Consider the following 1,713-nt stretch of genomic DNA (forward strand, 5'->3'; position numbering starts at 1 on the left):
GTGGCGCTCTGGCTCGGCGCGGCGTTGCTCGCGGGTTTCGCGGGAACCGTCTCGGGCGCGGCCCGGCCGCTCTACCGGGCGGCGGCGCACATCCTTGCCGCCTCGCTGCTGTCGATCCCGGCGATGCGCCTCGCGCTCCGGTCCGGCGTTCCGGTCCCGCACGGCCTCGCCGCCTGGCTCGGCCTCGACGGGGAATCGGCGATGGACGCCGACCTGTACGAAATCTGGCTCCTCGCCTGGCTCACCGCGTTCGGCCTGGTGGCGGCCGTCCGGCACGGCTTCGCCTGGTTTCGGCGCACGCGCGCTGCCGCGCCGCCGGTGCTTGACCGGTGATCCACCGCCGACATAGCTCGCCCGGCGCGGCGTCGCCCCGTCCGCAACGGAGTGGTTCATGACCTGGCGCAAGCCGCTCGTCCTCGCCGCGGCGCTCGGCCTGTCGATCGCGGCCGCCCACGCTCAGCCCGCTTCCCTCGACGTGCCGGTCCAGGCTGGCGCGGATGGGCCTGAGCTCGACGCCTGCCCGCGGTTGGCAGCCGTCACCGGCCTCGACCCGAAGGGCGACGACTTCCTCTCGGTGCGCAGCGGTCCCGGCGGCCGCCCCTATCGCGAGGTCGATCGCATCCATACGGGCCAGCGCCTGTCGGTCTGCGAGACCCGTGGGCCGTGGTTCGGCGTCGTGTACGCGGACCGGGAGGGACGGGATTGCGGCGTCGCGACGCCCTGGCCGCGCCGGACCGCCTATGCGGGACCGTGCCGGTCCGGCTGGGTCCACCGGCGCTACGTCACCGACCTGGCCGGCTGAGCAATTCGCAGGCGGCCGGAGGGGCAGGCGTCGATCCAGAGCCGACCCCGCGCGTGCCTTCCGCTACCCGCCCTTCGCCAGCAGGAAGAACGCGGTTCCGATGGCCAGGAGGCTTCGCGAAACCCAGCCGCAGGTGGTGGCGCCGACGCCGTCGTCGAGCGTCCGCAGGTGGGCGACCTGCGCGAACATCGCCGCCCAGTAGGCGGACCACAGGCCGAGGATGGAGGCCGTCGCGGTGGACACGGTCGGGCTACCGGACCGCATGCGCCGACCGCCGCTCGTGGCGCCAGGAGGCGACCGCGTCGCGACGGGCCTCGTAGGCGCGCCGGACGGACGAGCCGTCCACGCCGCGCCCCTCCGGGCCGTAGCCGAACCGGAGGACGCCCTCCGGACCGTAGAGCCGGCTCACCTCCGCCCGCCAGAGGCGGTCGGTGCGGGCGAGTGCCGCCTCGGTCTCCGCCAGTCGCTTCGCATGCATCGAGGGGGTCCTGTCCGGCGGTGTCGCAGGGTCAACGCGGCTCGGCCCCATCCGCTCCGGGCGTTGCCACGCGACAAACCGTTTCCTCGACAGGCCGGCTCCGGGGCCTATCCTGGACCGATGAATCCCGCCATCGACGCCGTTCGCCGATCCGTCGCAGCCGGCGGCGCTTCGCCCGCCTCGCCGTGCAGACCGTTCGTCCGACGGCCCGACCGGGGATGTGCGCCTTGACCGCCCGCAGGGCGCTGGTCGTCGGCGCCTCCCGCGGCCTCGGGCTCGGCCTCGTCGCCCGGTTCCTCGATCGCGGATGGGACGTGACGGCCACCGTGCGCCGCCCTTCCGCCGCCCTGTCCGGCCTCGCGACCGACGGCCGGCTGCGGATCGAGGCGGGCGTCGACATCGACGACGACGCGGCGGTGACCGCCCTGCGCAG

At 74.9% G+C, this 1,713-nt stretch carries 3 protein-coding genes and 2 pseudogenes; 3 read left to right on the top strand and 2 right to left on the bottom strand.

Going from position 1 to position 1,713, the window contains the following annotated elements; genetic code table 11:
* Positions 1-333 (top strand): annotated as a pseudogene (locus FV222_RS30120) (hypothetical protein); the annotation flags it as partial.
* Between the two features lie 58 nt (positions 334-391).
* Positions 392-802, top strand: a complete 411-nt coding sequence (locus FV222_RS25135) for an integron (protein ID WP_147815919.1) — start codon at positions 392-394, stop codon at positions 800-802.
* A gap of 63 nt (positions 803-865) precedes the next feature.
* Here FV222_RS25135 and FV222_RS25140 read toward each other — a convergent pair whose 3' ends face one another.
* Positions 866-1,066: a hypothetical protein gene (locus FV222_RS25140; protein WP_246685654.1), complete on the bottom strand. Its 201-nt coding sequence runs from the start codon at positions 1,064-1,066 to the stop codon at positions 866-868.
* Positions 1,053-1,280, bottom strand: a complete 228-nt coding sequence (locus FV222_RS25145; protein WP_147753892.1) for a hypothetical protein — start codon at positions 1,278-1,280, stop codon at positions 1,053-1,055. The genes FV222_RS25140 and FV222_RS25145 overlap by 14 nt, the downstream gene beginning before the upstream one ends.
* Positions 1,281-1,498: 218 nt before the next feature.
* Here FV222_RS25145 and FV222_RS25150 point away from each other — a divergent pair.
* Positions 1,499-1,713 (top strand): annotated as a pseudogene (locus FV222_RS25150) (short-chain dehydrogenase); the annotation flags it as partial.

The organism is Methylobacterium sp. WL103 (assembly GCF_008039885.1).
Classification (GTDB): Bacteria; Pseudomonadota; Alphaproteobacteria; order Rhizobiales; family Beijerinckiaceae; genus Methylobacterium; species Methylobacterium cerastii.

Excerpts from the sequence above, each read along its gene's own strand:
- FV222_RS25135 (WP_147815919.1), top strand. The coding sequence starts at position 392 with ATGACCTGGCGCAAGCCGCTCGTCCTCGCCGCGGCGCTCGGCCTGTCG.
- FV222_RS25140 (WP_246685654.1), bottom strand. The coding sequence starts at position 1,066 with ATGCGGTCCGGTAGCCCGACCGTGTCCACCGCGACGGCCTCCATCCTC.
- FV222_RS25145 (WP_147753892.1), bottom strand. The coding sequence starts at position 1,280 with ATGCATGCGAAGCGACTGGCGGAGACCGAGGCGGCACTCGCCCGCACC.